Genomic DNA, 25,254 nt, shown 5'->3' with positions numbered 1-25,254 from the left:
CGAAGCGATGCGGCAACGCACCAAAGGCCTGCGCCATCTGGCATAGTGGCCGCCCGATCCGCCGCCCCAAGCTGCATCCATGTCGCCGAAGAAGACCTCGTTCCCCAAGCAGGACATCCGCGTCCTGCTGCTCGAAGGCATCAGCCAGACCGCCGTGGACACGTTCCGTGCCGCCGGCTATTCCCAGATCGAGACGCACGCCAAGTCGTTGCCGGAGCAGGAGCTGAAGGCGCGCATCGCCGAGGCGCACATCATCGGCATCCGTTCGCGCACGCACCTGACCGCCGACGTGCTCGCGCACGCCAAGCGCCTGATCGCGGTCGGCTGCTTTTGCATCGGCACCAACCAGGTCGACCTGGAAGCGGCGGAACTGGCCGGCATCCCGGTCTTCAACGCGCCCTATTCCAATACCCGCTCGGTGGCCGAGCTGGTGATCGCCGAGGCGATCCTGCTGCTGCGCGGCATCCCGCAGAAGAACGCCGAATGCCACCGCGGCGGCTGGTCCAAGTCGGCGGCCGGCAGCCACGAGACCCGCGGCAAGGTGCTGGGCATCATCGGCTACGGCCACATCGGCACCCAGGTCGGCGTGCTGGCCGAGGCGCTCGGCATGCAGGTGGTGTTCCACGACATCGAGACCAAGCTCTCGCTCGGCAATGCGCGTGCCGCCGCCGACCTCGACGAACTGCTGGCGGTGGCCGACGTGGTGACGCTGCACGTGCCGGAGGTCGCTTCGACGAAGAACATGATCGGCGCGGCGCAGATCGCGAGGATGAAGCCCGGCGCGCACCTGATCAACGCCTCGCGCGGCACCGTGGTCGACATCGACGCGCTGGATGCCGCGCTCAAGTCGGGCCACCTCGGCGGCGCGGCGGTGGACGTGTTCCCGGTCGAGCCGAAGGGCAACGGCGATGCGTTCGAGTCGCCGCTGACCGCGCACGACAACGTGATCCTGACCCCGCACGTCGGCGGCAGCACGCTCGAGGCGCAGGACAACATCGGCGTGGAGGTGGCGGCCAAGCTGGTGCGCTACAGCGACAACGGCAGCACGCTCTCGGCGGTCAACTTCCCCGAGGTCACCCTGCCCGAGCACGCCGGCAGCCTGCGCCTGCTGCACATCCACCGCAACGTGCCGGGCGTGCTGTCGCAGATCAACGAGCTGTTCTCCCGCCACAACGTCAACATCGACGGCCAGTTCCTGCGCACCGACCCGAAGGTCGGCTACGTGGTCATCGACGTCGATGCCAGCGAGGAACAGGCGAACGCGCTGCGGGACGAACTGGCGAAGATCCCGGGAACCTTGCGGACGCGCATCCTGTATTGATCCGCCGCCCCTCCCGCTCCCGGGAGAGGAGCGCATGCACGCAGTGCCTGCGGGAGGGACTTCGATCCCGGCAGGCCCTGGTGGCGGCCCCCGGGCAATAACCCCCGCGCTCCTGCGCGGGGTTCAGGCGAAAGCCCTGTCGGGACCGAAGTCCTTCCCACAGGCGACCGGCCATGCCGGATGCGGCGCCCAAGGCCCCTCCCGTGGCCCTGGCTCCGCCCTCCGGGCCCGCGCCCATGGCGCGCACGCCCTTGCCTCGTCACTCCGGGGGCAGCGGGGACTCCGATCGCAGCCACTTCCCCGCCATCCGCCGTATCGACGGATCCAGGTCGGGATCGTCCAGCAACTCGGCGATCGGCCGCCATGCCAGGGCCAGCGACTCCTCGCTGACCGCGAACGCCTCGTCCTCGCCGGCCAGCACCACGTAGCGCGCGTCGTAGTGCCAGTGCCCGGGCACGTCGCCGCGTTCAGGAATCCAGTGCCGGTCCAGGTCGAAGATCGCCGGGCCCGCCAGCGCCAGGCCCGCCAGCCCGGACTCCTCCTCGGCCTCCTTCAGCGCCACCCGGGCCAGGTCGCGCTCGCCGTCGGCGTGCCCGCCCAGCTGCAGCCAGCGCCGCAGCTTGCGGTGGTGGGTCATCAAGGTGCGCCGGCGGTCGCGGCTGACCAGCCAGGACGAGGCGGTGAAATGGCCGGCCAGGCGCTCGCGGACGAACGGGTCGGCGGCATCGTCGAGCAGTTCCAGGAACGCGTCGGCGACCGCGGCCTCCTCCCGCCACCGCTCGCGGTAGTCCAGCAGCCGTGCGCGCAGGACGTCCACGCCCTGCCCGGTTTCCCTCGTTGCCATGCGCCCTCTTCCGTCGTCGAACCGGGCCCATTATCGCCGGGCATGCTGCGGTTGCGCTTGTAGCAAACCGCGGGCTTTGGCAAGGTACGGCGCTTGCGCGGCGTCCGCCGGACGCGGCCGCGCTCCGTCGCGGCCTGCCGGCCACGCCTACCGCACACTGGGGACGTACTGAATGCTGAAAGCTCTGTTGAGGGTCAAACCGGTCCAGCCGGCCGGGCACGTCGATGCCGGCGAACCGTTCGAAGGCAGCCTGGAAGGCGAGGCCACGCTGAAAAGGACCCTCACGGCCAGGCACCTCGTGATGCTCGGCATCGGCGCGGTGATCGGCGCGGGCATCTTCGTGCTCACCGGCCAGGCCGCGGCCAACCATGCCGGCCCGGCGGTGATGCTCTCGTTCGTCTTCGCCGGCATCGCCTGCGCCTTCGCCGGCCTGTGCTATGCCGAGTTCGCCGCGATGATGCCGGTGTCCGGCAGCGCCTACTCCTACTCCTATTCCACGCTCGGCGAGGGCGTGGCCTGGTTCATCGGCTGGTGCCTGGTGCTCGAGTACCTGTTCGCCGGCTCCAGCGTCGCGGTCGGCTGGTCGGCCTACCTGATCAGCTTCCTGACCAGCACGCTCGGCCTGCCGTTCCCGGCCGAGCTGGCCAGCGCGCCGCTGAGCTGGACCGGGCACGCCTTCGTCGCCTCCGGCGGCATCGTCAACCTGCCGGCGGTGCTGATCGTCGTCGCGGTCAGCTGCCTGTGCTACGTCGGCGTCACCCAGTCCGCCTTCGCCAACGCGATCGTGGTGGCCATCAAAATCGCGGTGATCTGCCTGTTCGTGGGCTTCGCCGCCGCCTACGTCAATCCGGACAACTGGCACCCGTTCATCCCGGAGAACAAGGGGCCCGGGCAGTTCGGCTGGGACGGCGTGTTCCGCGCCGCCTCGATCGTGTTCTTCTCCTACATCGGCTTCGATGCGGTCTCCACCTCGGCCGGCGAGACCAAGGACCCGCAGAAGAACATGCCGATCGGCATCCTCGGCTCGCTGGCGGTGTGCACGATCATCTACATCATCGTCTGCGCCGTGCTGACCGGCCTGCTGCCCTACACCCAGCTCGGCACCGCCAAACCGGTGGCGACTGCCCTGGAAAGCTATCCGCAGCTGGCCTGGCTGAAGACCGCCGTGGAGATCGGCGCGATCGCCGGCCTGTCCTCGGTGGTGCTGGTGATGCTGATGGCGCAGCCGCGCATCTTCTACACCATGTCCCGGGACGGGCTGCTGCCGAAGCCGTTCGGCAGGGTGCACAGGAAGTTCCACACGCCCTACATCGGCACCGTCGCCGTCGGCGTGGTCGCCGCCCTGCTCGCCGGCATGATCCCGCTCGACGTGCTCGGCGAGCTGGTCTCGATGGGCACCCTGCTGGCCTTCGCCACCGTCTGCATCGGCGTGCTGGTGCTGCGCTTCACCAAGCCCGACCTGCCGCGCCCGTTCCGCGTCCCGCTGGCGATCGTGATCTGCCCGCTGGGCGCGCTGGCCTGCCTGTTCCTGTTCTTCCAGGCGTTCCAGGAACATTGGAAGGTCTTCGTCGGCTGGACCGTGCTCGGCCTGTTCATCTACTTCGGCTACGGCATCCGCCATAGCCGCCTGGCCGGCAAGGCTTGACCGCGAATCCCTTGGCAACCGCCCGCACGCCCCGGTGCGGGATTTGAGAAAACGAGTCCCTCGCAACAGCCCGCACGAGCACGTGCGGTGATACGAACGGACGGGGTCGCTGCGCATCCTTGCGCAGTGGCCTTCCCAACTCCCCACGCCGGAACCGCTGCTGCATGTTCAAACAACTCTGGGCCACCAAGCATCCGCACGCCAGCCACCAGGACGCCGGCGGCCTGGGCCTGCAACGCGCGCTCGGCCCCTGGGGCCTGACCGCGCTTGGCATCGGGGCGGTGATCGGCGGCGGCATCTTCGTGATCACCGGCCAGGCCGCGGCCAACCATGCCGGGCCGGCGATCATGCTCAGCTTCGTGCTGGCCGCGGTGTGCTGCGCGTTCTGCGCGATGGCCTACGCCGAGTTCGCGGCGATGGTGCCGGTCTCCGGCAGCGCCTACACCTATACCTACGCCACCTTCGGCGAACTGGCCGCCTGGTTCATCGGCTGGATGCTGGTGCTGGAGTACGGCGTGTCCGCCTCGGCGGTGGCGGTGAGTTGGACCGGCTATTTCCTGAGCCTGCTCGACCACTTCGGCATCCACCTGCCGGCCAGCCTGGTCAACGCGCCGCTCGACGCGAAGCTGCGGCCCACCGGCGCGATCGCCAACCTGCCGGCGGCGGCGATCGTGCTGCTGCTGACCTGGCTGTGCTACGTCGGCATCCGCAAGTCCTCGGCGATGAACATGGCCATGGTCGTGCTCAAGAGCGGCCTGATCGTGCTGGTGATCGCGGTCGGCTGGAAGTACGTGGATCCGTCCAACTGGCAGCCCTTCATCCCGGCCAACGAGGGACCCGGCAAGTACGGCATGGAAGGCGTGCTGCGCGGCGCGGCGATGGTGTTCTTCGCCTACATCGGCTTCGAGGCGGTGTCGGTGGCCGCGCAGGAATCGCACCGGCCGCAGCGCGACCTGCCGATCGGCATGCTGCTCTCGCTGGTGATCTGCACGGTGCTCTACATCGCCATGGCCGCGGTGATGACCGGCCTGGTGCCCTACCGCGTGCTCGGCACCGACGAGCCGGTGGTGACCGCCGTCGCCGCGCATCCCCAGTTGGGCTGGCTGCGGGTGGTGGTCGAGGTGGGCGCGCTGATCGGCCTGTCCTCGGTGGTGCTGGTGATGATCATCGGGCAGCCGCGAATCTTCATGATCATGGCCCGCGACGGCCTGCTGCCGCCGGTCTTCACCAAGATCCATCCCGAGTACCGCACGCCGCACATCAACACCGTGATCACCGGCATCGGCATCGCCCTGCTGGCCGCGCTGTTCCCGCTGGACGTGCTGGGCGAGCTGACCTCGATGGGCACGCTGATCGCCTTCGCCGCGGTCTGCGCCGGCGTGCTGATCCTGCGCCGCACCCAGCCGGACCTGCCGCGCCCGTTCCGCATGCCCGCCGCCTGGCTGATCTGCTCGGCCGGCGTGCTCAGCTGCGTGGCGCTGCTGTCGGCGATGACCGCGCACAACTGGATGCTGATGGGCCTGTGGACCCTGGCCGGCTTCGCGCTGTACTTCGGCTACGGCTACCGCCACAGCAAGCTGCGCCGCTGACGGCGCGGCCCGTACCGCCGTCCCCGCCCGGCGGGCACGTCCCGATGAGCGAATGTCATGAGCCGGGGCTGGCCGGCCCCGGGCGGGATAGCAGGGTGTGTTGTCATGTCCCGAATAGGCCGCGCCGTCGCTGCGCGTGCTCGGGGCAAGGAAGAGTAAGGAAGTGGACGTCCGTCCGCGCCCGAGCGATGACGCAGTCCCGGCGCGCAGCGGCTGTCCCGTGGGTTGGGCCTGGAAAGCCGCCAGCCGGCGCCGCGCGGCTTGACCTGACGGCCAGTCAGGCGCTGCGCCACGCAACACCGGCTGGTGGCTTTCCAGACCCAACGCGGTCTACTCGGGACATGACAACACGCCCTAGAATACGGCGATGAACGCCACCACCGCCCCGCTTCCCTACAGCGCCGCACGGCTGCACGAGCTGGCCAAGCTGCTGATCTGCAACATCCGCGAACTGGCCCAGGCCGGCTGGACCCCCGCAACCAGCAGCAACTTCTCGCACCGCCTGGACGACCGCCATGCCGCGATCACCGTGTCCGGCCGCGACAAGGGCCGGCTGGTCGAGGACGACATCATGGTGGTGGACTTCGACGGCCGCCCTGTCGGCCGCCAGCTGCGGCCTTCGGCCGAAACCCTGCTGCATACCCAGCTCTACCGCCGCTACCCGGAGATCGGCTGCGTGCTGCACACGCACTCGCCGGTACAGACGGTCGCTTCGCGCCTGTTCGCCGGCGCCGGGCATATCCGCCTGGAAGGCTACGAGCTGCTCAAGGCCTTCGAGGGCAACCACACCCACGAAACCTCGGTGGACGTGCCGGTGTTCGCCAACACCCAGGACATGACCGTGCTGGCCGGCCAGGTCGACGCGCTGCTGGACAAGCAGCCGATGTGGGGGTATCTCATCGATGGACACGGCCTGTACGCCTGGGGCCGCAACATGGCCGAGGCCCGCCGCCACCTGGAGGCGTTCGAATTCCTGATCGGCTGCGAACTGGAGCTGATCAAGCTGCGGGGAACGCGCTGAAGCGCTCCCCGTTCCCCTCCCCACAGCCGATACTGCCGCCATGAGCCGACTCCGCATCTTTTCCGACACCGATCCCCGGCAGCCGCACTTCGACAGCCGCGACGGTGCCCAGATCGCCGCCGAACTGGAGAAGATCGGCGTGCGCTTCGAGCGTTGGCGGGCCAGCCAGCCGATCGAACCCGGCGCCACGCCCGAGCAGGTGATGGACGCCTACCGCGCCGACGTCGACCGCCTGGTCGCCGAACGCGGCTTCAAGACCGTGGACGTGGTCAGCATCGCCCCGGACAACCCCAAGCGCGAGGAAATGCGCGCCAAGTTCCTCGACGAACACTTCCACAAGGAAGACGAAGTACGCTTCTTCGTGGCAGGCTCCGGCCTGTTCACGCTGCACGTCGGCGACAAGGTGTACGAGATCGAGTGCGTGAAGGACGACCTGATCGCGGTGCCGGACGGCACGCTGCACTGGTTCGACATGGGCGCCGAGCCATACTTCGTGGCCATCCGCTTCTTCACCGAGCCGGACGGCTGGGTGGGCCATTTCACCGGGACCGACATCGCACGACAGTTCCCCCGCTACGAACCTGAGAAAACCCAGAAGGCGAGCTGACGATGACCCAACCGCAGGCGATCCTCACTGATATCGAAGGCACCACCAGTAGCATCTCGTTCGTCAAGGACGTGCTTTTCCCGTATGCGCGCCGTGCCATGCCCGGGTTCGTGCGCGAGCACGGCAACCATCCGCAGGTGCGGCACTGGCTGAACCAGGTGGCCGACGAGGTCGGCGAGGACGCGGACGACGACACGCTCGTCGCCGCGCTGCAGCGCTGGATCGACGAGGACCGCAAGAACACCGCGCTGAAGGCGCTGCAGGGCATGATCTGGGAAGACGGCTACCGCACCGCCGACTTCACCGCCCACATCTACCCCGACGCCGCGCGGCGCCTGCGCGAATGGCACGCCGCCGGCATCCCGATCTACGTGTACTCGTCCGGCTCCGTACCGGCGCAGAAGCTGTTCTTCGCCCATAGCGACGCGGGCGACCTGAGCGGGCTGGTCTCCGGCTGGTTCGACACCGAGATCGGCGGCAAGCGCGAGAGCAACAGCTACCGCCGCATCGCCGAGAAGATCGGGCTGCCGGCCGGCGAGGTGCTGTTCCTGTCGGACGTGGTCGAGGAACTCGATGCCGCCACCCGGGCCGGCATGAAGACCTCGCTGCTCGACCGCGTCCAGGACTATCCGACCCCGCGCACCCTGCACGAGATCGGCAAGCATCCGCGCGTGCAGGACTTCGACGAGATCGTCTTCTCTCCCTGACCCCGGCGCGCCGGCGGGCACCTGTCCCGCCGGCGCTTGCCGCCCGCCGTGACCGCCGGCAGCGGCGGTTCCGCTTTCCGGTTCCACTTCGGCGCCCCGTCGCGCCGCTCGCCTTGCCAATCCGGCAGGCTCGCTGTAAACCTGCGCCTGCCTTTCCGTCGTTGGCGTTCGATGTCGTCCCACCTCCCCCTTCCGCGGCGCCCGTCCAAGGGCGCGATCGTCCTGCTCTCCGGCCTGTTGTGGCTCGCCGCGGGTTGCTCGTCCCAGGCCGGCCCCGCTCCCGCGCAGGACGAGCCCGGCCAGCAGCAGGTCTCCGATCCCGAGGACGATGCCGCGCTGGACAAGGCACTGGATGCGCTCGCGCCGCAACGCCCCGGCGCGACCGACCTGTACGTGGTGGGCTTCGCCGGCGACGCCAGCGAGGACGTGTTCCGCAACGAGACCCTGTACCTCAAGGAACTCTTCAGCCAGCGCTTCGATGCCGCCGGGCACATCGTCACGCTGGTCAACCATTCGGACAATCTCACCGATCGCCCGTACGCGCCGCTCGCGACCTACGACAATCTCTACGACACGCTGGCGCGGATCGGCAAGCTGATGGACCCGAAGGAGGACGTGCTGCTGCTGTTCGCCACCACGCACGGCACCGAGGACCACACGCTCTACGTGCAGGTCAGCGAGGACGAGGAGGACTTCATCACGCCGCAGGACCTGCGCCAGGCCCTCGACGACGCCGGCATCCGCAACCGCGTGATCGTGCTTTCGGCCTGCTATTCCGGCGGTTTCATCCCGGCGCTCAAGAACCCGGACACGATGGTGATCACGGCTGCCCGCGCCGACCGTCCCTCGTTCGGTTGCGGCAACACCGAGGACGCCACCTACTTCGGCAAGGCCTGGCTGGTGGACGCGCTCAATCGCACCGACGACTTCGAGCAGGCCTACCGGCTCGCCGTGGACGAGATCGCCGCGCGCGAGAAGGCCGAAGGCGAACAGCCTTCGATGCCGCAGATCTGGCGCGGGGGCCGTATCGGCCAGGTCCTGCAGCATTGGCGCGCCGGGTTGCATCCGGGCCCGGCCGTGCCCTACAGCGTGCCCGAGCCGCTGGCTCCGCTGGACAACCTGCAGGCCATGCGGGCTGCGCGGCGGCGCACCGCTTCCTGCGAGTAATTCGCATTTCCGCATGCTCCCGCGTGGATGGCTAGACTGCCGCGCAGCCAGCCCGCCTCAGCGCCAGCCAGCCGCGATTCCCGCCCGCCAGCCATCGCCTGCCAGCCGGAATCCCCGAACGCCTCCCTTGCGGAGGCGTTTTCGTTTCCGGTGCCGGTCGCTGCCTTGCCTGTCCCGGAAGTCGCTGGCTCCCCGCCTGCGCGGGGACGACGACTGGAAAATCTTCGGTGAAACCCCACGATCGTAACGATCGCATGGCATCTCGGCCGTCGTCCCCGCGCAGGCGGGGACCCAGCGACTTGGGGCCTCACGCGAACCGGCTACCGCTCCTTGCCTCCAGCAAGGCCGCCACTTCAGCGGTGCCGCGACTCCAGCACCGCGACCGCGTCCGCCAGCGACAGCCCGCGCGCGCGCAACAGCACGATCAGGTGGTACAGCAGGTCCGCGGACTCCCCGAGCAGGTCCTCGTCGCCTTGCGCGACGCCGGCCAGCGCGGTCTCCACGCCCTCCTCGCCGACCTTCTGCGCGATCCGGCGCGTGCCCTTCTCGAACAGCCGGGTGGTGTAGCTGCCTTCCGGGCGCTGCCGCTCGCGTTCGGCCACGAGCGCATCGAGCGTGCCCAGGAACGACACGTCCGGCGCCGACGGCGCCCCGTCGATCCCCGGCGCGCCGGGGAAGCAGCTCGCGCGGCCGGTGTGGCAGGTTGGCCCGCGCGGGCGCGCGAGCACCAGCAAGGTGTCCTCGTCGCAATCGACGTCGATCGAGACCAGGTCGAGGAAATGCCCCGAGCTTTCGCCCTTGGTCCACAAGCGCTGCTTGCTGCGGCTGTAGAAGGTGACATGGCCGCTTGCGCGGGTGGCGGCGAGCGCCTCGGCATCCATGTAGCCGAGCATCAGCACGCGCAGGGTATCGGCGTCCTGCACGACCACCGGCAGCAGGCCGCCGCCCTTTTCCCAGTCGAGCCGTTCCGGCGCCGTTGTCGCGTCACTGCACATCGCGCACCTCGATCTGTTGCCGGCGCAGGAACTGCTTGAGTTCCGGGATCGGAATCGCGCCGCTGTGGAATACGCTGGCGGCCAGCGCGCCATCGACGTCGGCCTGTTCGAACACGTCGGCGAAGTGCTGCATCTCGCCGGCGCCTCCCGAGGCGATCAACGGCACTCCGCACAGCGACCGTACCTGCGCGAGCTGGGCGATATCGTAACCGCGGCGCACGCCGTCGTTGTCCATGCAATTGAGCACGATCTCGCCCGCGCCCAGGCGCTGCGCCTCGACCACCCAATCGACGGTGCGCAGCGGCACCGCCTGGGTCTTGTCCGGATCGCCGGTGAAGCGGCGCACCCGCCATTGGCCGTCGTCCTCGCGGATCGAATCGATGCCGACCACCACGCATTGCACGCCGAACGCCTCGGCCAGTTCGCTGATCAACCGCGGGCGGCCCAGCGCCGGCGAGTTGATCGATATCTTGTCGGCGCCGGCGTAGAGCACCTTGCGCGCGGTTTCCACGTCGCGGATGCCGCCTGCGACGCAGAACGGGATGTCGATCAGGCGCGCGACGCGCTCGACCCAGCCGTAGTCGACCGAGCGCCCTTCCGGGCTGGCGCCGATGTCGTAGAACACCAGTTCGTCGGCCCCTTGCTCGCGGTAGCGCAGCGCCAGCTCGACGATGTCGCCCATGTCGACGTGGTCGCGGAACCTGACGCCCTTGACCACGCGGCCATCGCGCACGTCCAGGCAGGGAATGATCCGGCGGGTCAGCATGACGGCCTCCGCCAATGCGGTCGGGACAGACCACGTTGCCGTATCCGGCCTTCTGATGGCCGGATACGGCGACCCGAAAGGCCCACGCCAGGCTGCGCGCAGGCCGGCGTCATCGCCCGGGCATGCATCAACATACATTTCCTCCCTCTTCCTGGGCCCGCACGCAGCCGGGCGTGGCGTGGCCGGTCCCGATCGCGCTGGCAGCCCCCAGCGCCTCCTCGAGCCGCAGGCGGCCTTCCAGCAGCGCCTTGCCGAGCACGATCCCGGCGCAGCCGGCCGTCTTCGCCGCGGCGACGTCGGCCACGTCGCGGGCGCCGCCGGAGACCTGCACCTGCAGCCCGGGCGCCAGCCGGCGCAGGTGCGCGTACAGATCCATGTTCGGCCCGGACAGCATGCCGTCGCGGGCGATGTCGGTGCACAGCAGGTGGCGCAGGCCCGCCTGCGCGTAGCGCGTCGCCAGTTCGTCCAGCGTGGTGCCGGCGGTCTCGGTCCAGCCATGCACCGGCAGGCGCCACGCGCCGGCCTCGTCGCGGCGCGTGTCGAGCGCGATGGTGATGCGTTCGGGGCCGAACTCGTCCAGCCAGCCGAGCACCGCCGCGCTCTCGCGCACCGCCAGGGAGCCGATCACCACGCGCGCGGCACCTGCGTCGAGGATCCGCGCGACGTCCTCGCGCGAACGCACGCCGCCCCCGGTCTGCACCTGCAGCCCGGTCTGCGAAGCGATCCGCGCCAGCAGCGGCGACAAGGTATAGCCGCCGGCCTTGGCCGCGTCCAGATCGACCAGGTGCATCCAGCGCGCGCCCGCCGCGGCGAAACGCCGCGCGCGTTCCAGCGGATCGTCGCCGTAGCGGGTCTCGCGGTCGTAGTCGCCCTGCAGCAGGCGCACCACCTGGCCGTTGCGGATGTCCAACGCGGGATAGACGGTGAAGCTCATTCGAAATCCATCTGCAGGAAATTGCGCAGGATGCGCGAGCCGGCATCGGCCGAGCGCTCGGGATGGAACTGCGCGCCGCAATACAGGCCTTGGTGCACGACGGCGGTGAACAGGCCGCCATGGTCGCTGGCGGCCACGGTGGCCGGGGTGAGCGGCGCGGCGTAGCCATGCACGAAATAGGCGTAAGCGCGCTCGGGCAGCCCTTCCAGCAACGGCGAGGCGCGCAGCGGCAACAGCCGGTTCCAGCCCATGTGCGGCACCCGGATGCCGGTGGCCGGATGCAGCCTGCGCACCACGCCCGGCAGCAGTCCGAGGCATTCGACGTCGCCCTCCTCCGAGCGCTCGAACAGCAACTGCATGCCGAGGCAGATGCCGATCAGCGGCACCCGCAGGGCGCGCAGCGGCTCGACCAGGCCCTGCGCATGCAACCGCGCCATTCCCTCGGGGGCCGCGCCGACGCCGGGCAGGATCACCCGCCCGGCACCGCGCAGGCCATCGGCGTCGCGCACCAGCCTGGCCTGCACGCCGAGCCGCTCCAGCGCATAGCGTACCGAGCCGAGGTTGGCGCCGCCGGCATCGATCAACGCGACCTCGGTCATAGCGCCCCCTTGGTCGACGGCAATGCGGTGCCCTCGCGGCGGATGGCCTGGCGCAGCGCGCGGGCCAACGCCTTGAAGCATCCCTCGACCTTGTGGTGGTCGTTCTCGCCGCGCACCGACAGGTGCAGGTTGAGCCCGGAGGCATCGCACAGCGAGCGGAAGAAATGCGGCACCAGCTCGGTCGGCATGTCGCCGACCCGCTCGCGCCTGAACTCGCCCTCGAACACGAAGTACGGCCGCCCGCTGAAATCCAGGGCCGCGCTGGCCTGGGTCTCGTCCATCGGCAGCGTGAACCCGTAGCGGCCGATGCCGCGCTTGTCGCCGAGCGCCTCGCGCAGCGCCTGCCCGAGCGCCAGGCCGGTGTCCTCGATGGTGTGGTGCTCGTCGATGTGCAGGTCGCCCTCGGCGCGGATGTCGAGGCTGAAACCGCCGTGCTTGCCGATCTGTTCGAGCATATGGTCGAAGAACGGCAGGCCTGTGGCGACGCGCGCCTCGGGCGCGCCGTCCAGGTCCAGCTCGACCCGGATCCGGGTCTCCTTGGTATCGCGCCGGACCACCGCGCGGCGTGGCGCATCGGCCAGCTCGTGGGCGATGCCGCTCCAGTTCCACTCGCCGCCGAACTGGTCGGTCTTGAGCTGGAAGCCGCGGATGTTGAGGTTGCGCGCGAACTGGATGTCGGTCGGGCGGTCGCCGACCATCGCCGAACGCGCCCAGTCGATGTTCCGGTCCTGCAGGTACTTCACCATCATGCCCAGGCCCGGCTTGCGGGTGGGCGCATTGTCGGCCGGCAGGCTGCGGTCGATCAGCACGTCGCGGAACACGATGCCCTGGCTTTCGAACACCTGCATCATCAGCCCGTGCGGGCCATCGAAGCTGGCCTGCGGATAACTGTCCGTGCCCAGGCCGTCCTGGTTGCTGACGATGACGAACTCGTAGCCCGCGTCGCGCAGTTTCAGCATCGCCGGGATCACGTCGCGGACGAAGCGCAGCTTCTCGAAGGCATCGATCTGGAAATCGGCCGGCTCCTCGATCAGGGTGCCGTCGCGGTCGACGAACAGGATCGGTTTCATGCGGCCTCCCCGTCCGGTGCGAACCCCTCTCGAGCGCGCGCCGCGTCCTTGCCGCCGGTTTTCGGTTCCCGTAGCGCCGCGAGCACGCGCGCGTTCTGTTCCGGCGTGCCGATGGTGATGCGCAAGGCATCGCCGAGCTGCGGCGCGGCGCGCTGGTCGCGCACCACCACCCCGGCATCGAGCAGTGCCTGGAACGCCGACCCGGCGTCCGCGAAGCGCGCCAGCAGGAAGTTGCCCTGCGAGGGATACACCCGGCGCACGCCAGGCACGGCGGCCAGCGCGCGTTGCAGCCGTTCGCGCTCGGCGCGGACCTCGGCCACGCGGCGCGCGGTGGTTTCCAGGGCTTGCGGCAGCAAGGCCTGCTCGGCCAGCGCAGCGCACGGCGCCGGCACCGGGTACGGCGCCTGGCAGCGGCGCAGCACCGCGATCAGCCCGGCGTCGGCGACCAGGCTGCCGATGCGCGCGGCCGCCAAGGCATGCGCCTTCGACAGGGTGCGCAGTACCGCCAGGTTGGGATGGCGCTGCAGCAGCGGTACCGCCGAGGGCACGTCGGAGAACTCGCCGTAGGCCTCGTCGACCACCACCACCGCCTTGCCGCTCAACGCCTGCAGGGCCGCTTCGATCTCTTCCAGCGCGATCGCCGAGCCGGCGGGATTGGACGGCGAGCACAGGAACACCAGCTTGGCGCGCGAAGCCAGTGCGGCCCCGACGATCGCCGGGATGTCGGCATGGAAGCCGCCCTCGCCGTCCACCAGGGGCACCTCGACCAGCGGCGCGTTCTGCAGCCGTGCGCACACGGCGTACATGCCGAACACCGGCGGCGTGGTCACCACCGCGTCGCGGCCGGGCACGCACAGCGCGCGCACCAGCAGGTCGATGCCTTCATCGCTGCCGCGGCCGATCAGCAGTTGCTCCGGGGCGCAGCCGTACAGCGCGGCCAGGGTCCGCCGCAGCGCTTCCGGCTGCGGTTCCGGATAGCGCCGCGCGCCCGCCTGCGGATCGGCCGGGTTGGCCCAGGCCGATTCGTTGGCATTGAGCCAGACGTCGCCCATCACCCGGGCGCTGCGCGCCGAGGAATAGCCGGCGAAGGCGCGCAGGTCCTCGCGCACCAGCTCGAGGATCGAGGCCCCGCTCATGCCGCCTCCATCCGCAGCGCCACCGCCAGCGCATGCGCGTCCAGGCCTTCGGCGCGCGCCAGGGTCAGCGCGCAACCGCCGATCGCGGCGATGCCGGCGCGGCTGGCCGCCTGCACGCTGAGCATGTTCTGGAAGCTGGCCACCGACACGCCGCTGTAGGCGCGCGCCGCGCCGCTGGTCGGCAGGACGTGGTTGGTGCCGCTGCAGTAATCGCCCAGCGCCTCCGGCGTGTAGTCGCCCAGGAACACCGAGCCGGCCGCCTCCACCTGTTCCAGCCACGCGCGCGGCTCGCGCAGCGCCAGGATCAGGTGCTCGGGCGCGTAGCGGTTGCTGATCGCGAACGCGTCCTCCAGCGCGGCGACCTTGACCAGCCGCGACTGCGCCAGCGCCTGGCGCGCGATCTGCGCGCGCGGCAACCGCGCCAGTTGGCGTTCGATCTCGACCTGCACCGCGTCGATCAGCGCATCGCTGTCGGACAGCAGCAGCACCTGCGAGTCCGGACCGTGCTCGGCCTGCGACAGCAGGTCGGCCGCGACGAAGGCGGCGTTGGCGCCGGCATCGGCGATCACCAGCACCTCGGACGGCCCGGCCGGCATGTCGATGGCCGCCGCCCCGGACTGCGCGACCTGCTGCTTGGCCTCGGTCACGAAGCCGTTGCCCGGCCCGAACAGCTTGTCGCAGGCGGGCACGCTCTCGGTGCCGTACGCCATGGCCGCGATCGCCTGCGCGCCGCCCAGCTTGAAGACGCGGCTCACGCCGGTCAGCCTGGCGGCGACCAGCACCGCGGGATCGGCCGTGCCGTCCTTGCGCGGGGGCGTGCACAGCACGACCTCGCGGCACCCGGCCAGGCGCGCCGGCACGCCCAGCATCAAGGCGGTCGAAGGCAGCGGCGCGCTGCCGGCGGGCACGTACAGCCCGACCCGGCCGATCGGCCGCACGATCTTCTCGCAGACCACGCCCGGCGCGGTCTCCACCGCATAGCCTTGCGCCATGCCGGCGCGGTGGAACGCCTCGATCCGGCCGATCGCCTCCACCATCGCCTCGCGCAGTTCCGGCGCGATCAACGCCTCGGCCGCGGCGAATTCCTCCGCCTCCACCTCGAAGCGCGCCAGCGCCACGCCGTCGAAGCGCGCGGTGATCTCGCGCAGCGCGACATCGCCGATCTCGCGCACTTCGGCGATCAACCGGGCGACCGAATCGCGGGTCTGCGCAGCCACCGCCTGCACCGGGCGGGTCAGCGCGCGGGCCTGCGCCCGTTCGTCGAGCTGGCTCCAGTCGAGTCTGTTCATGCGAGGGACCGCTCCACCGTCAACACCATCAATCCGCGCGCGCCGGCGCGCTCCAGTTCCTCCAGGCGCTGCCAGGTGACCGCGCCGTGGCACATCGTCTGCAGGCGCACCCCGTTGCTGCCGTCGTCGGGCAGCTGCACCAACGGGTCGGCGTCGGGCAGCAGCCGGCTCAGCGCCGCCACCTGCGCCCGTTCGGCGCGGAACATCAGCAACTTGCTGTCGCGCAGCTTGACCACGCCGTCCAGGCGGCGCAGCAGCATCGCCTGCAGGCCGGCGCGGGCGTCCGCCGGTTCGCGCACCGAACCGGCCAGCACGGCTTCGCTCTCCATCACCAGCTCCACCGGCTTGAGCTGGTTCGCCGCCAGCGTGGCGCCAGAGGACACCAGGTCGCAGATCAGGTCGGCCGTGCCCAGGCGCGGCGCGATCTCGACCGAACCGGACAGCTCCACCACCTGCGCGTCCACGCCCTGCCTGGCCAGCCACTCCGACAGGATCGCGGGATAACTGGTGGCGATGCGCATGCCGGCGAGCTGCCGCACGCCCTGCCACTCCCATTCCTCGGGCACCGCCAGCATCAGCCGGCATTGGCCGAAGTCCAGGCCGCGCAACGCGCGATAGGCCGGCGGCAGGCCGTTGCGGCGGCGCTCGGCGGCCTGCTCGTCCAGCTCGTTGAGGCCGACGATGCCCAGGTCGGCCACGCCGTCGGCGATCAGGCCCGGGATGTCGTCGTCGCGCACCAGCAGCAGGTCGACCGGCAGCGACTCGCCATAGCAGAACAGCTTGTCGCGGCTCTGGCGCCAGCTCAGCCCGCACGCGGTCAGCAGGCTGCGCGCGGGCTCGGCCAGTCGGCCGCTTTTCTGGATGGCGATGCGCAACCGGTCGCGCACCGGTGCCGCATGGGAAGCACTCATATCGATCTCTCAGTGGGATCCGGCAGGCCGTGCCGAAGACTCGCGCAACGCCGCGGCATAGCCGCCGGTGCCGTGCTCGAGGGTGCGGGCGACGCGCCCGATAGTGGTGACGCTGACGCCGGTCAGGTCATGGATCTCGCGGTACGGCACGCCCTGCACCAGCAACGGCACCACCCGCCAGCGATCGGCCATGGCCTCCAGCTCGGCCGGGGTGCACAGGTCGCGCAGGAAAGCCTCGACCGCCGCGGCCTCGCCCAGGCACGCCAGCGCATCGGCCAGCGCCCGGAGGGGGGCGCTGGCATCGCGGTCGGAACGGGGGTTGAGACGTTGTTTCATTGCGTTAATGTAATAGCGTGTTAATACATTAAACCAAAAAAAGGGCCGGGACAAGCGGCCCGGCCCGATCTTTCCATCCGGGGCGAAGGCCCCACCGGTTCGCCGGCACGGAGCCCGGCGAACCCGGTTCACATCACCTTCGCCTGCTCCAGCTCGACCTGCAGGGCGCTCGCCAACTCCTCGCGGGCGACCTCGAACTGCTGCTCGCGCACCAGGTCCTTCACCGCGACCACGCCGCGCGCGCGCTCGTCCTCGCCGGCCAGCACCACGAAACGGATGCCGGCGCGCGCCGCGTACTGGAACTGCTTGCCGATCTTCTTCGGCTCCATCTGCACTTCGGTGTTGATCCCGCCCGCGCGCAGCAAGCGCGCGATGTCGAGCGAATCGGCCAGCCGCTCCTCGTCCATCAGCGCCACCAGCGCCTGCACGCTGCTGGCCTCCACGCCCGAGACCAGCCCGGCATCGCGCAGTTGCCAGAACAAACGGGTCAGGCCGATCGAGATGCCGACGCCGGGCAGCTTCGACTTGGTGTAGTGGCTGGCCAGGTTCTCGTAGCGGCCGCCGGAGCAGATCGAGCCGATCTGCGGATGGTCGACCAGCGTGGTCTCGTAGACGGTGCCGGTGTAGTAGTCCAGGCCGCGGGCGATGGAGAAGTTCAGGCAATAGGCGTCCTCGGGCACGCCCAGCGCCCGCACCAGTTCCAGCACCTCGCGCAGCTCGGCCGCGCCCTCGCGCAGCACCTCGCTCGGCCCGGCCTCCGCTAGCAGCGCATCCAGCCGCGCCAGCGCATCGGCGTGGCCGTTCGAGCGCACCGCGATGAACGCCAGGATCTTCTCGACCTGCTGCGCCGGGATGCCGAAGCCCTCGCCGGCCAGGGTCTCGCGCACGTAGTCGGCGCCGCGCTTGTCGATCTTGTCGACCTCGCGCAGCACCGCCAGCTGCAGCTCGCCCTCGGCCACGCCCAGGCTCTCGAAGAAGCCGCGCAGCAGCTTGCGGTTGTTCAACTGCACGCGGAAGTCGCCGATCCCCAGTTCGGAGAACACCGCGTGGATCACCGCCAGCACCTCGGCGTCGTAGCGGATGCTCAGCGCGTCCTTGCCGATCACGTCGATGTCGCACTGGTAGAACTCGCGGAAGCGGCCGCGCTGGGCGCGCTCGCCGCGGTAGACGCGCTGCATCTGGTAGCGGCGGAACGGGAACGCCAGCTCGTGCTCGTGCTCGGCGACGTAGCGCGCCAGCGGCACGGTCAGGTCGAAGCGCAGCGCCAGCTCCGGCAGCCCGGCCTCGCCGGATCCGGCGGCATTGGCCAGCGCGCCGGTGGACTGCACGAAGTACACCTGCCGCTCGGTCTCGCCCCCGGACTTGGTCAGCAGCACGTCGGACAGTTCGAACACCGGCGTCTCCACCGGCAGGAACCCGAACCGCTCGTAGTTGCGGCGGATGACGTCCAGCATGCGCTGGAACGCGATCTGCTCGCGCGGCAGCAATTCCATGATGCCGGGCGGCGTGCGGGGCTTGATCACGTGCGGGACTCCTGCGGAACGGGGGGACGAAAGAACGCAATTCTATCCGGCCTCGGCCGCGCAGGCCGCATGGCGTATCATGGCGGCGTCTTTTCGCCAGGGAATCCGCCATGTATCGGCAGAGCGCAATCGCCGGGACCCCTTGCACGGACGCCTCGGCGCCGCCCCCGCAGGCGCTGGAATGCGCCCATTGCGCCGTGCGCGGCCGCGCCGTCTGCTCGGCGCTGTCCGAGCACGAGATGGAGACGCTGGACCGGGCCACCCAGCACCTGCGCTGCTCCGCCGGCAGCACCCTGGTGCGCGCCGGCGACGCCCGGCAGTACGTCTATACCCTCACCTCCGGCGTGCTGCGGATGGTGCGGACGCTGGCCGACGGGCGCCGCCAGGTCACCGGCTTCGTGCTGCCCGGCGACTACGTCGGCCTGACCGGGACGCCGCAGCATCGCCACGACATCGAGGCCCTCGTCGACAGCCAGGTGTGCCGGACGCCGGTCGCCGACATGCGCGCGATACGCGAGCGCTACCCGCACCTGGAACGCAAGCTGCTCCAGCGCACCAGCATGGAGCTGGCCGCCGCCCAGGACACCGGCCTGGCGCTCGCCCGGCTGCAGCCGGGCGAGCGGCTCGCGCACTTCCTGCTGCGGCTGGCCGCGCGTTCCACCCAGCCGGGCCTGCCCGGCGACACCGTCGCATTGCCGATGGGGCGCGGCGACATCGCCGACCACCTCGGCCTGACCATGGAAACGGTGAGCCGCACCTTCACCAAACTCAAGCAGCAACGGCTGATCGCGCTGCCGCAGTTGCACCTGGTGCAGATCCTGGATTACCCCGGCCTGCGCCGGCTCGCGGGCGACGACGACTTCTGACGGCTCCGGCGGCCCCGGGCGCGCCACGCCTCCCGGGCGGTCGCGAACGGCACCCGCTAGGTCGCGCCGCAATCGCCGAGCAGGCGCGAATGGCGCAGCCAATCCGGGTCCGGGTAGTAGGCGAACACGAACGAACCGCCGCGGATCGCGTCGATGAGCCGGCGCGCGATCGCCGGGCGCACGGCCGGGCACCCCAGGCTGCGGCCGAGCCGCCCCTGGCTCCGGATGATCGCCTCGCTCACGTAGGGCGCGCCGTGGATGACGATGGCGCGATCGCGGGCGCGATCGTTGAAGCCCGGCTCCAGCCCCTTCAGCCGCAGCGAATAGCCGTTGTGGCCGGTATAGGCGTCCTCGGCGACGAACGCGCCCAGGCTCGACATGTAGCTGCCGTCGTCGTTGGAGAACCTGGTCGCGAGGTCGGCCCCGGTATTGCGGCCGTGCGCCACCCATTCCTGGAACAGCAGCCGCTGCTGCCTGAGGTCGAAGACCCACAGCCGGCGCTCGGTCGAGGGCCGGGAATAGTCGATCACGCTGAGCAGGGCGTCCCCGGCCACCTCGCCGCGATGGCGCGCGCATTGCAACGCTTCGGTGGCCAGGGCCAGCACATGCCGGTCCAGCGTCGGCGCCTGCGACGCCAACACGCCGGCCAGCCCGGAAGCGGGCACCGGCGCGGCGGCGGCCATGGCGCCCGGGGCTTGGGGAGGACTGGCGGGGGCGGCCGCGACCGCGCAGGACAGCGCGGCGGCGGCCGCCGTCTTCAGCACATGGCGCATCGGGACGGCTTTCGGGAAACGGGCTGAGGGGCGGACATCCGGTTCCGGCCGTCCGCATTCTGCCCTAGATGGCGGCCCCTGCCCGGCTTTGCCAGCCCGGGCAGCCGCCGCGTTCGGCCCGCGCTCAGCCGGCCAGCAACCGTGCCTTCAGCCGCGCGTAGTCCGGCGGCAGCGGCTCGGCCTGGGCCGGGCGGGCCAACAGCTCGGCCAGCGCGGGCGGAACCGGCACCGGTTCGCCGATCAACGGTTCGACCACGCCCTCGAACTTGGCCGGATGCGCGGTGGCCGCGACCGCCCAGTCGCCCAGGTCCGCTTCCGCGCCTTCGGCGCGGATCTGCTCCAGCACGTGCACGGCGGTCGCGGTATGCGGGCAGAACACCTCGCCGAAGCGGCGGTGGCGTTCGACGATCGTGCGGCGGATCGCCTCGTCGTCCACCGAGAGCGCGGTGAAGTCCCCGCGCAGCGCCGCATCGTCGCCCGCGTAGAGCCAGCGCAGCCGCTCGAAGTTGCTCGGCGCGCCCACGTCCATCGCATTGGCCAGCGTCGCCACGCTCGGCTGCGGCGCATAGTCGTTGCCGGCGAAGTAGTCCGGCAGCACGCGGTTGGCGTTGGTCGCCAACACGATCCGGCCCAGCGGCACGCCCAGCGAGCGCGCCAGGATCGCCGCCAGCGCATTGCCCAGGTTGCCGGTCGGCACCACCAGGTTCAGCGGGGCGCTGTGGCGGGCGTGGTGCACCAGCGCGGCGTGCGCGTAATAGCTCATCTGCGGCAGCAGCCGTCCCAGGCTGATGCTGTTGGCGGAACTCATCGGCACCTGCGCCTGCAATTCGCCGTCGTTGAGCGCTTGCTTGACCAGCGCCTGGCAATCGTCGAACGAGCCTGCCACGCGCAATGCGCTCACGTTGTCGCCGAAGCAGCCGAGCTGGTGCGCCTGGCGCGGCGACACGCGCCCGTCCGGGTACAGCACGACCACGCGCAACCCGGGCTGGCGATGGAACGCCGCCGCCACCGCCGCGCCGGTGTCGCCGGAAGTGGCGACCAGGATCGTCAGCGGCCGGTCGGCGTCGCGGCGCAACCGCGCCAGGCTGGCGGCCAGGAAGCGCGCGCCGAAATCCTTGAACGCCGCGGTCGGGCCGTGGAACAGCTCCAGGCTGTGGTCGCCCGGCGTCGCCAGCGGCACCAGTGGCGCGGCGAAGTCGAAGGCTTCGTGGCAGATCGCGGCCAGTTCGCTTTCCAGGCCATCACCGGCAAAGAACGGCGCCAGCAGATCGGCGGCCGTGCCGGCCAGGGTCGCGCCTGGCGCGAGGGTGCGGGCGGCCGGCAGTTGCGCCGGCACGTACAGGCCGCCATCCGGCGCCAGCCCGGCGGCGATGGCCTGGCTGAGCGTGGCGGCCGGGGCGTTGTTGCGGGTGGAGATGAAGTTCATCGGGGTTCCGTGGGTCTTGAAAACATCCAGTCGGATCGTCGTCCCCGCGAAGGCGGGGACCCAGTGCCTTCGGTTCTCGCGCGAGCTTCAAGTCGCTGGGTCCCCGCCTTCCGGGACGACGGTCGATCTACATTGCTACAGCAGCCGCGCACCTGGGCTATCCAACGGCGTCACCCAGGCCTGGCTGTCGAAGCCAGCGGCGGCGAACGCGGCCTGCACCTGCGGCGCGGCGGCCGCGGCGGCCTGTTCCGTCTCGAACCAGGCGAACACGCTGGGCCCGGCGCCGGAAATGCTTGCCCCCATCGCGCCAGCCTCCAAGGCCGCGGCCTTGGCTGCGTCGAAGCCGACGATCAGCGGCGCCCGGCGCGGCTCGACCAGCACGTCGCGCAAGCCTTGGCGCACCAGCGACGCGTCGCCGGCATGGCAGCCGGCCAGCACCAGCGCCAGGTTGGCGCTTTGCGCGACGAATTCCTTGAGCGGGTAGTCCCCCGCCAGCGCGGCGCGCGCGCGGCGCGTTTCCAGCACTGCGTCCGGGTGCACCAGCAGGCTGTGCCAGGCCGCCGGCACCGGCACCGGCACCAGCCGCTCCAGCGTGGACAGCACCAGCCCGCCCAGGAACATCGGGCCGAGGTTGTCGCCGTGGCGGCTGCCGCTCGCGACCGCCTCGCCCTCCAGCGAGTGCAGGTACAGCTGCTCCCTGCTCAGGGGCCGGTCCAGCAGGGCATTGGCGGCCACCAGCGCGGCCACGCACGAGGCGGCCGAGCCGCCCATGCCGGAGCCGAGCGGAATGCCCTTGTCGATCTCGACCTCGAAGCCGAACGGCAGCGCCAGCGCCCGGTGCAGCGAGATCAGCGCCGCGCCCGCGGTGTTGTCCGCCGCCTCCAGCGGCAGGGCGGCGGTGGTGCCGCGGATCGCGGCGATGCGCACCTCCGGCGCATCGATCCGGCGCACGGTGACGGTGTCGCCGACGCCCGCCACCGCGTAGCCGAGCAGGTCGAAGCCCACCGCCACGTTCGCCACGGAGGCAGGCGAGAACGCCCTCGCCTCGCGCACGCCGGACCGCCCTTGCACCGGCGCCCGGGTCATCGCGGCCTCGCTCACAGCCGGGCCCCCTCGCCCGCCGCCACCCGCAGCACGTCGGCGAACACGCCGGCCGCGGTGACCTCGGGGCCGGCGCCCGGCCCCTGCACGACCAGCGGGTTCTCGCAATAGCGGCGCGTGGTGAACTGCACCACGTTGTCGGTCAGGCGCAGGTTGGCGAAGCCATGCCCGGCCGGCAGCTCGACCAGGCCCACGCTCGGCGCGCGCCGGGCCGCGGATCCGGCCGCGAGCGCGTGCGGGCCGTCGGAGGGCAGCTGCGCGACGTAGCGCAGCACGTTGCCGCGGCTGCGCGCATCGGCCAGGCGCTGCGCGAACGCCGCATCGACCTCGCGCAGCCGCGCCATGAATTCCTCCACCGACGCCTCCTTCAACGCAGCCGGCACCAGGCTTTCCACCTCCACGTCCTCCAGGCTGACCTCGCGCCCGGCCTCGCGCGCCAGGATCACCAGCTTGCGCGCCACGTCCACGCCGGACAGGTCGTCGCGCGGGTCCGGTTCGGTGTAGCCCATCGCACGGGCCTGCGCCACCAGTTCGGAGAACGGCACGCTGCCGTCGTACTTGTTGAACAGCCAGGCCAGGGTGCCGGAGAAGATGCCTTCGATCGAGGTCACCGCATCGCCGGTATCGACCAGGTCGCGCAGCGTGGTGATCACCGGCAGCCCCGCGCCCACCGTGGCCTCGTAGCGGAAGCGCGCGCCGCTGGCCGCGGCCGCTTCACGGATCGCCAGGAAGCGCCCGAGCGGGCCGGAGCCGGCCTGCTTGTTGGGCGTCACCACGTGGATGCCGGCGGCCAGCCAGCCGGCATAGCGGTCGGCGACCTCGGGACTGCCGCTGCAATCGATGATGATCGCGTGCGGCAGGTGCGCCGCCTGCAGGTGCGCGGTGAAGCGGTCCAGGTCGGTGGGCGTGGCGCTGGCCGCGAACGCCGGGCGCCAGTCGTCGGCCAGGCCGCGCTCGTCCAGCAGCATGCGGCCGCGCGAGGCGATCGCGCGCAGCCGCAGGTCCAGGTTGGCCTTGGCCAGCAGTTGCGGTTGCGCCGCGCGCAGCTGGTCCAGCAGGGCCGCGCCCACGTTGCCAGGCCCGATCACGCCGACCGAGAACGTCTGCGGCGAGAGCCAGAATCCGGCGTGCGCGGCTCGCAGCGCCTTGGTCGCGTGCGCGCTGTCGATCGCCACCGAGATGTTGCGCTCGGACGAGCCCTGCGCGATGGCCAGGATGTTGACCTGGGCGCGCCCGAGCGATTCGAACAGGCGCGCGGCGACGCCGGGCTGGCCGGCCATGCCGTCGCCCACCGCCGCCAGCACGCTGATGCCGGTGGTCAGCTGCACGCGCTGCACCTGGCCGACCGCCAGTTCGTGGGCGAAGGCGTGCAGCAGCGCGTCCTGCGCGCGCGCCGATTCCTCTTCCTTGACCACGCAGCAGATCGAATGCTCGGACGAGCCCTGCGAGATCATCACTACCGACACGCGCGCGTTGCGCAGCGCGGCGAACACGCGCTCGGCGGTGCCCGGCACGCCGATCAGGCCGGTGCCTTCCAGGTTCAGCACCGCCAGGCCCGGGCTCAGCGTCAGGCCCTTGATCGGCCCGCTGACCTCGCTGTTGGCGGTGATGCGCGTACCCGGATGGCCCGGCTGGAAGGTGTTGCGGATGATGATCGGCAGCCCGCGCTCGATCGCCGGCGACATCGTCTGCGGGTGCACGACCTTGGCGCCGAAGTACGCCAGCTCGCACGCCTCGTCGTAGCTGAGCGTCTCCAGTTGCACGGCTTCGGGCACCACGCGCGGATCGGCCGAGAGCACGCCGTCCACGTCGGTCCAGATGTGCAGTTCGTCGGCCTCGAACAGCGCGGCGAAGATCGCGCCGGAATAGTCGCTGCCGTTGCGGCCCAGCGTGGTGATGCGGCCGGCGCGGTCGCGCGCGACGAAGCCGGTCGCCACCACCCGCGGCTGCGGGTTCTGCGCGCGCCACTCGCCCAGCTTCCGCGCGCTCACGCTCCAGTCCACGTCCACGCCCAGCTCGCCGCGGTTGACCACCAGCACCTCGCGCGCGTCGAGCACCGCGCAATCCTCGCCCAGCGCCTGCAGGTGGCTGCCCAGCAGCTGCGCCGAGTAGACCTCGCCCAGGCCCTGCACGCGATCGAGCACCTCGCGCGGCAGCTCGCCGATCACCGCCAGCGCCGACAGGATCTCGGACAGTTTCTCGAAATGCGCCTCCAGCCATTCCAGCGCCGGCCCGGCGTTCTCCCCCAGCAAGGCCACCGCCGCGCCGCGATGGCGGGCGCGCAGCTCGTGCCAGCGTTCGTGCCATTCGGGCCGGTCCGCGGCGGCCAGTTCGGCCAGTTCGATCAAGGCATCGGTGACACCTTTCATCGCCGAGACGACGGTGACCTGCACCGGCTCGGCGCGCGCCAGCAGCAGCCGGGCCACGTGCCGGTAGCGCTCGGCGTCGGCGACGGAGGTGCCGCCGAACTTGTGCACGACGGTCCGCGGAGCGGGCGCCTGGGCGGGAGACGGGGATTCGAGCGGGACAGCGGGCGATGACATCGACAGACCTCGTTGGGGAGGCCCCGTCCGCTTCAGGCTGTGGGGTTCCCCCGCATCCTGATCCGGGTGCGGGGCCGTGGTTTTC

23 protein-coding genes are annotated in these 25,254 nt (G+C 70.8%); 8 read left to right on the top strand and 15 right to left on the bottom strand.

Annotated features, from left to right (window positions below; genetic code table 11):
* Positions 1-79 precede the first annotated feature (79 nt).
* A complete protein-coding gene (gene serA, locus M3M27_RS09390; protein ID WP_140721681.1) occupies positions 80-1,321 on the top strand; it encodes a phosphoglycerate dehydrogenase in 1,242 nt (413 codons plus the stop codon).
* A 259-nt stretch (positions 1,322-1,580) separates the two neighbouring features.
* On the opposite strand, the gene M3M27_RS09385 is transcribed toward serA, so the two are convergent.
* Entirely contained in the window at positions 1,581-2,165 is a 585-nt protein-coding gene (locus M3M27_RS09385; protein ID WP_434027870.1) for an NUDIX hydrolase, read from the bottom strand.
* 172 nt (positions 2,166-2,337) lie between these two features.
* On the opposite strand from M3M27_RS09385, the gene M3M27_RS09380 reads away from it, so the two are divergent.
* The 6 genes from M3M27_RS09380 to M3M27_RS09355 all read left to right on the top strand — a co-directional run bounded on the left by M3M27_RS09380 (position 2,338) and on the right by M3M27_RS09355 (position 8,901).
* Positions 2,338-3,810 carry an amino acid permease gene (locus tag M3M27_RS09380; protein WP_434027869.1) on the top strand — a complete coding sequence of 491 codons (1,473 nt, stop codon included), beginning with the start codon at positions 2,338-2,340 and terminating at the stop codon, positions 3,808-3,810.
* A gap of 164 nt (positions 3,811-3,974) precedes the next feature.
* Entirely contained in the window at positions 3,975-5,399 is a 1,425-nt protein-coding gene (locus tag M3M27_RS09375; RefSeq protein WP_434027868.1) for an amino acid permease, read from the top strand.
* Positions 5,400-5,766: 367 nt separating this feature from the next.
* The gene (locus tag M3M27_RS09370; RefSeq protein WP_140721694.1) at positions 5,767-6,420 is read left to right on the top strand and encodes a methylthioribulose 1-phosphate dehydratase; all 654 of its coding nucleotides are present in this window, start codon (positions 5,767-5,769) and stop codon (positions 6,418-6,420) included.
* Positions 6,421-6,460: 40 nt separating this feature from the next.
* Positions 6,461-7,027, top strand: a complete 567-nt coding sequence (locus M3M27_RS09365) for a 1,2-dihydroxy-3-keto-5-methylthiopentene dioxygenase (protein WP_434027866.1) — start codon at positions 6,461-6,463, stop codon at positions 7,025-7,027.
* Between the two features lie 2 nt (positions 7,028-7,029).
* On the top strand, positions 7,030-7,734 hold the full coding sequence (gene mtnC / locus M3M27_RS09360; RefSeq protein ID WP_140721700.1) for an acireductone synthase: 705 nt from the start codon (positions 7,030-7,032) through the stop codon (positions 7,732-7,734).
* 171 nt (positions 7,735-7,905) lie between these two features.
* Complete coding sequence (locus M3M27_RS09355) at positions 7,906-8,901, top strand: C13 family peptidase (RefSeq protein WP_434027865.1); 996 nt, start codon at positions 7,906-7,908, stop codon at positions 8,899-8,901.
* Between the two features lie 353 nt (positions 8,902-9,254).
* Here the strand turns inward: M3M27_RS09355 and hisIE are convergent, their stop codons facing one another.
* From hisIE to hisS, 10 genes are all read right to left on the bottom strand, one after another.
* Positions 9,255-9,896, bottom strand: a complete 642-nt coding sequence (gene hisIE / locus M3M27_RS09350; protein WP_140721707.1) for a bifunctional phosphoribosyl-AMP cyclohydrolase/phosphoribosyl-ATP diphosphatase HisIE — start codon at positions 9,894-9,896, stop codon at positions 9,255-9,257.
* Entirely contained in the window at positions 9,886-10,662 is a 777-nt protein-coding gene (hisF, locus tag M3M27_RS09345; protein WP_140721710.1) for an imidazole glycerol phosphate synthase subunit HisF, read from the bottom strand. Before hisF ends, hisIE begins: the two co-directional genes overlap by 11 nt.
* A gap of 127 nt (positions 10,663-10,789) precedes the next feature.
* On the bottom strand, positions 10,790-11,596 hold the full coding sequence (gene hisA / locus M3M27_RS09340) for a 1-(5-phosphoribosyl)-5-[(5-phosphoribosylamino)methylideneamino]imidazole-4-carboxamide isomerase (RefSeq protein WP_434027864.1): 807 nt from the start codon (positions 11,594-11,596) through the stop codon (positions 10,790-10,792).
* Complete coding sequence (hisH, locus tag M3M27_RS09335) at positions 11,593-12,195, bottom strand: imidazole glycerol phosphate synthase subunit HisH (RefSeq protein WP_140721718.1); 603 nt, start codon at positions 12,193-12,195, stop codon at positions 11,593-11,595. Before hisH ends, hisA begins: the two co-directional genes overlap by 4 nt.
* Positions 12,192-13,265 (bottom strand): bifunctional histidinol-phosphatase/imidazoleglycerol-phosphate dehydratase HisB, encoded by a 1,074-nt coding sequence (gene hisB / locus M3M27_RS09330; protein WP_434027863.1) that lies wholly within the window; start codon positions 13,263-13,265, stop codon positions 12,192-12,194. Before hisB ends, hisH begins: the two co-directional genes overlap by 4 nt.
* Complete coding sequence (gene hisC / locus M3M27_RS09325) at positions 13,262-14,401, bottom strand: histidinol-phosphate transaminase (protein ID WP_434027862.1); 1,140 nt, start codon at positions 14,399-14,401, stop codon at positions 13,262-13,264. The genes hisB and hisC overlap by 4 nt, the downstream gene beginning before the upstream one ends.
* Positions 14,398-15,690: a histidinol dehydrogenase gene (hisD, locus tag M3M27_RS09320; protein ID WP_434027861.1), complete on the bottom strand. Its 1,293-nt coding sequence runs from the start codon at positions 15,688-15,690 to the stop codon at positions 14,398-14,400. Before hisD ends, hisC begins: the two co-directional genes overlap by 4 nt.
* Positions 15,687-16,601, bottom strand: coding sequence for an ATP phosphoribosyltransferase (gene hisG / locus M3M27_RS09315; protein WP_140721731.1), 915 nt, complete (start codon positions 16,599-16,601; stop codon positions 15,687-15,689). Before hisG ends, hisD begins: the two co-directional genes overlap by 4 nt.
* A gap of 9 nt (positions 16,602-16,610) precedes the next feature.
* The gene (locus M3M27_RS09310) at positions 16,611-16,937 is read right to left on the bottom strand and encodes a YerC/YecD family TrpR-related protein (RefSeq protein WP_434027860.1); all 327 of its coding nucleotides are present in this window, start codon (positions 16,935-16,937) and stop codon (positions 16,611-16,613) included.
* Positions 16,938-17,065: 128 nt separating this feature from the next.
* On the bottom strand, positions 17,066-18,460 hold the full coding sequence (gene hisS / locus M3M27_RS09305) for a histidine--tRNA ligase (protein ID WP_140721737.1): 1,395 nt from the start codon (positions 18,458-18,460) through the stop codon (positions 17,066-17,068).
* Between the two features lie 197 nt (positions 18,461-18,657).
* Here hisS and M3M27_RS09300 point away from each other — a divergent pair, with 197 nt between their 5' ends.
* On the top strand, positions 18,658-19,326 hold the full coding sequence (locus tag M3M27_RS09300) for a Crp/Fnr family transcriptional regulator (protein WP_218569593.1): 669 nt from the start codon (positions 18,658-18,660) through the stop codon (positions 19,324-19,326).
* Positions 19,327-19,382: 56 nt separating this feature from the next.
* Here the strand turns inward: M3M27_RS09300 and M3M27_RS09295 are convergent, their stop codons facing one another.
* From M3M27_RS09295 to thrA, 4 genes are all read right to left on the bottom strand, one after another.
* Complete coding sequence (locus M3M27_RS09295; RefSeq protein WP_434027859.1) at positions 19,383-20,099, bottom strand: murein L,D-transpeptidase catalytic domain family protein; 717 nt, start codon at positions 20,097-20,099, stop codon at positions 19,383-19,385.
* A 124-nt stretch (positions 20,100-20,223) separates the two neighbouring features.
* On the bottom strand, positions 20,224-21,525 hold the full coding sequence (gene thrC / locus M3M27_RS09290; RefSeq protein WP_140721746.1) for a threonine synthase: 1,302 nt from the start codon (positions 21,523-21,525) through the stop codon (positions 20,224-20,226).
* 135 nt (positions 21,526-21,660) lie between these two features.
* Positions 21,661-22,611, bottom strand: coding sequence for a homoserine kinase (locus M3M27_RS09285; RefSeq protein ID WP_434027858.1), 951 nt, complete (start codon positions 22,609-22,611; stop codon positions 21,661-21,663).
* An 11-nt stretch (positions 22,612-22,622) separates the two neighbouring features.
* The gene (thrA, locus tag M3M27_RS09280) at positions 22,623-25,169 is read right to left on the bottom strand and encodes a bifunctional aspartate kinase/homoserine dehydrogenase I (RefSeq protein WP_434027857.1); all 2,547 of its coding nucleotides are present in this window, start codon (positions 25,167-25,169) and stop codon (positions 22,623-22,625) included.
* Positions 25,170-25,254 lie beyond the last annotated feature (85 nt).

This window comes from Xanthomonas boreopolis (assembly GCF_046529185.1).
In the GTDB taxonomy this organism is placed as follows: domain Bacteria; phylum Pseudomonadota; class Gammaproteobacteria; order Xanthomonadales; family Xanthomonadaceae; genus Pseudomonas_S; species Pseudomonas_S boreopolis.
Note: the sequence above shows the minus strand (reverse complement) of the source record. Positions and strands in the feature narration are given on the sequence as shown.